The 4,837-nt window shown below is 71.5% G+C and carries 2 protein-coding genes; both read right to left on the reverse strand.

Features of this window, described 5'->3' with window-relative positions:
• A partial coding sequence (locus C1A33_RS20290) for an FHA domain-containing protein (protein WP_101833020.1) occupies positions 1-2,558 on the reverse strand: 2,558 nt, incomplete at its 3' end.
• A 941-nt stretch (positions 2,559-3,499) separates the two neighbouring features.
• The coding region (locus tag C1A33_RS20295) for an LmeA family phospholipid-binding protein (RefSeq protein WP_341477246.1) at positions 3,500-4,837 on the reverse strand (1,338 nt) is incomplete at its 5' end.

Here is a 4,837-nt window from a genome sequence, read left to right on the forward strand (position 1 = left end):
ACGAGGCCGACGAAGACGCCGGCGGCGATGTCGGTGACGCGAGATCGCGCGCGGATGAGGACGGAGGCGATGATGATGCAGACGAGGCCGACGAAGACGCCGGCGGCGATGTCGGTGACGTAGGTCGAGACCGTGTGCTGCCACGTCGGGTCGACGACGACCTTCGGGTTCACCTTCTTCGTCGGGTCGTCGGGGCGGACGACACCGGCGAGCGTGATGCGGTTCAGGTCGGCGACCGAGGACATGGAGGCGAAGCCCCAGCGGGCCGGCGCGACGTAGGCGACCTGCTCGAGGCCGACAGTGCCGTGGACCGGCACGATGCCGCCACTGAAGATCAGCTGGCCCATGGTGAGCAGGACCAGCAGCGGCATCGTCTTGTCCGCGTTGTCGACCATGGCCGAGATCAGCAGGCCGAGCATGGCGGAGGACAGCGAGACGACGATGACGGCGAGCAGCATCGGAAGCAGCGAGTTCGGGCCGATGAGGGCGTCCTTCGGCGTTCGCCCGGCGAGGCCGATCAGGGTGAAGGGGATCGCCTGCGCGACGGTGATGAAGGTCAGAACGAGCACCTTCGACCCGATGTACGCCGTGCGGGACAGGCCGATGGCTCTCTCTCGGCGATAGATCGCCCGTTCCTTGACGATCTCTCGGACGGAGTTCGCCATGCCCATGAAACAGGCACAGAGCACCATGATCAACAAGATCGTGGGGCCGTCGGAGTTTGGTGAGAACTGTTTGGCCTGGTCGGCTGTGAGTTCGAAGTTTCCGCCGATGGCTCTGGGGATCAGCCCGAGCAGGAACGGGAAGGCGATGATGAGCCGTAGGTAGGACTTGTCCGACGCGACCACGGCCATGGTTCGTCGACTCAGTGTGACGAGCTGCGAGGCGACGGACTGCTGCCGCAGCGACGGCAGCTCCTCCGGCGCCGGGCGGGCCGACGGCGCGGTGATCGACGCGGGGACGAAGTAGCGGGAGTTGCGGAAGCGGGCGGCCGACTCGGCGCCGGGCGTCGCCTCGAGGTTGAGGAAGACGTCGGGGTAGTCGCGCTTGCCGAAGAAGGACAGCGCGTCCTGCGGCGGGCCGAAGTAGGCGACGTAGCCGCCGGGCGCGAGGACGAGGATGTAGTCACACAGGTCGAGCTGGGCGACACTGTGGGTGACCACGATGACCGTCCGGCCGTCGTTCGCGAGCTTACGAAGCGACTCCATGACGTTCTTGTCCATGCCCGGGTCGAGGCCGGAGGTCGGCTCGTCCAAGTACAGCAGGGTCGGCCGGGTCAGCAGCTCCAGGGCCACCGAGGTCCGCTTGCGCTGGCCACCAGAGAGCCTCGAGACCTGGGTGTTCGCGTGCTGGGTGAGGCCGAGCTCGGCGAGGACCTCGTCGACCCGGTTACGGCGCTCGACCTTGGTGACGTCCGGCGGGAAGCGGAGCTGGGCACCGTACTCGAGGGCCTTGCGGACCGTGAGCGAGGTGTGCAGCAGGTCCTCCTGCGGCACGTAGCCGATGCGGCGGCGCAGTTCGTCGTACTCGGAGTAGAGGTCCCGGCCCGCGTAGCGGACGTTGCCCTTGTCCGCGGGGCGGAAGCCGGTCAGCGCGTTGAGCAGGGTCGACTTGCCGGCACCGGACGGGCCGACGACACCGAGCAGCGCGCGGCCGGGCAGCTTGAACGTCATGTCGTGCATGAGCTGCTTCTGGCCGGCGAAGACGTTGAGGTTGTCGGCCTCGAAGCTGACGTCACCGGAGTCGATGTACTCGACGAGCTGATCGCCCTCGAGCTGGAAGATGTGGTGACCGACCGCGATGACGTCGCCCTGGTTCAGGTTCGTCCGGTTGATCCGGCGACCGTTGACGAAGACGCCGTTGGCGGAGTCGAGGTCGGCGATCTGGACGCCGGAGCGGCCGATGTAGAGCTCGGCGTGCCGGCGGGAGGCGAGCAGGTCGGTGATGACGACGTCGTTGTCGCGGGCGCGGCCGATCGACATCGTGCCCTGGCGCAGGCGGTAGGTGGTGCGCCGCTCGTGCTCCTGTTCGAGGCTGGTCAGGCCGGAGGAGCGCTCGTCGTGGCCCCGGTCGCGGTCGTCGCCGTAGTCGTCGTAGTCGCGGCCGCGCTGCGCCGGGCTCGTCGGGCCCTGGTGCGCGGGGCGGCCGCCGCGGCCGCCGGTCGGGCGGGGCGGGGTGTAGCCGGCGGCGTTGGGCAGCATCGTCTGCATGTCGTAGCCGGGGTCGTAGGCCGGCTCGTCGACCGGGCCCCGGCCCTGCGGGAACTCGGGGTGGACGACGACCTCGGGACCCGTCGGCGTGCCGAGGTGGAAGCGCAGCTCACCGTCGACGGCGACGGCCTCGGGCATCCGCTGCCCGTCGAGCCAGGTGCCGTTGGAGCTGATGTCGCGCACGACCCAGCCGCTGCCGGTCTGCTCGAGGAGGAGGTGACGGCGGGAGACCCGGGAGTCGGCGATGACGTAGTCGGCGGTCCGGGCGCGGCCGATGATGAACTGGGCCTCGGCCGGCACGGTGGCCGCACCGGCCTCGGTGACGACTCTCAGGAAGGTCGTCTGCACGTGTTTCCCCCTTCGCGACGGGACGCTGGCCGGGATGTCCCGCCGAACTCCACCTTGTCACCAAGTCGAGCGTTGCCGTTGCCATCAGGTCGAGCGATGCCGTTAGGTCTGGCGATGCCGTTGGGTCGAGCCTTGTCACCGGATGATGCGTTGGCGCCGGATCGTGCGCCACCGCCAGGTCGTGCGCTGCCACAGGGCCAGGCGGCGGTGCGACGTCGAACGGTCACGCGGGTTGACCGATCATGCCGGATGTCCGATCGTAGCGTCGCGGGATGACCTTGATCCACCCCGGGGGATGGTTGGCGTCGAGTCGATCTGCGCCCGCGCCTGCACCGCGTTCGACCTGTGGACATCTTTCGAGTTCCCGCCGCCTCGTGATCTGGATGTTCCGGTTGCTCCGCACGGGCCCGCCCGCTGGAGCCGGGTCGTCCCCCCCGGTGCGGCGACCGCGCCACGGAGGCGGCGACGATGCTGACGCGCGCCTCCCGAGCGGCACCCTATGAGAATGCCGGCCGACGATCCCCGGCAGTGGCATCTGTCGCCGATCCGACCGCAGGGGTGACGGGGCACGGCGCGTCAGGGAGCCGTCCGCACCCAACCGATCCACACCAGCAGCCCACGGAACCCCGAAGCACCTGCCTCCCACCCGGGAAGTGCCTGCACAGGCGCCCTGGGCATCGCCCCGGCGCGGTCGCGAACGGTGGACGTCGACGCCCGACCCGACGCTCCCGGACGGAGCCGGCGGCCCGCGGCGACGCCCCCGCCGGCCACGACGGCACGGCCCGTCGCCGCCCGGGAACGGCCGGACCCCGGCGCGATATGTGGTACGAATCATGCCCGCCCGGGGAGATCGCCCGGCAGCGGGCCGCGATCACCCGTCACTGAGCCGTACGGGCCGCGGGCGCGTCCGCCCAGCCGGGACGCGATCGCCCGCGAGCACGTCACGCCGGCGGGAGGACGACGTCCTTGGCGGTCGCGGTGAGGGACAGCCCGTTCGCGTTCGTGGACGCCTGCACGACGCGCAGGCTGAACGGCAGGCCGGACACCGGGATCGGCAGCGACGGCAGCAGTGATCCGCCGGGAAGGGGGATGGTGAAGTTGAGCGCCCCCTTCAGCCTGATCGAGGACGGCGCCAGCGTCAGCATGTTGTTCGTGACCCCGAAGGTGATGACGCCGCCCACCTGCTGGGCCCCGAAGCCGGGGATGTCCGCGATGCCGCTGACCTCGACCCGCTTGCCGCCGTCGACCGGGGTGACCGTCATCTTGCCCGGCTGCCTGGCAAGGTAGGCGTTGAGGTCGGCGTAGGTGATGCCGACGGTGGCCTTCACCGAGTCGACAGGTACCTCGCCCACGTTGTCGCTGATGGCGTCACCGAACGGCACATGCAGGCCCTTGAGGTGGGCCTTGACCGAGGAGATCTTCGGGCCGGGGGTGGCGATGCCCTCGATCCCGACGCCGATGTCCTTGTACTTGCCGAACAGCACCTGGGTGAGGAACGGGAAGCCGCCGATGCTGACGTCGGTCACCGTCGGCACCGGGTCGCCCGGCTTGAGGTTCTCACCGATGGACGCCACCACCTGCTTGCGCATCTGGTCCTTGGCGACGGCCACGCCGATGCGGTCCCCGACGACGAACAGGACGACGAGGACGACGAGGACGATCGCCAGCACGCGGCGCCGGCGGCGGCGCGGCGGACGGCCGGGCGCCGCGGCGCCGGGCCGTCCGCCCTGGGCGGCGCCGGGCGGCGGCTGCTCACCGGACGGGCCGGCGGCGGGTGGCTGGCCGTACGCGGCCTGCTGCTGCCCGCCGTAGGGCGCCTGCTGCCCGTACGCGGACGGCTGGCCATAGGGGGCGGCTGGCTGGTCGTAGGCGGCCTGCTGGTCATAGGCGGCTGGCTGGTCATAGGCGGACTGCTGGTCGTAGGCCGCCGTCTGGCCATGCCCGGGCCAGCGGTCGTCGGGGCGGAACGTGGCGGACTCGGCGTCGGTGTCGGCCCCGGGCTCGGGCCGGACGGTCCCCGGCCACGGGGCGGCCGGGTCGGCGGGGGCCCGTCCGCCACCCGCCTTGCCCAGGCGCACCGCGGAGCCGCCGCCCGCGCCCCGGCCGCGATCGATCGCCGTCGTGCCCTCGTCGGTCTCCCGAGGGACGGGCCGGTCCGCACCGGCGCCGCCACGGGGGACCGCGGCCGTCCGCTCCGTCGGCGCCGCGCCGGGCCGGCCCGCGCCGCCGGGGCCCGCGGGGGCGTCGAGCGGGCGGCCAGGGCGGAACGAGTCCGGGGG

The organism is Frankia canadensis, assembly GCF_900197875.1.
Taxonomy (GTDB): domain Bacteria; phylum Actinomycetota; class Actinomycetes; order Frankiales; family Frankiaceae; genus Frankia; species Frankia canadensis.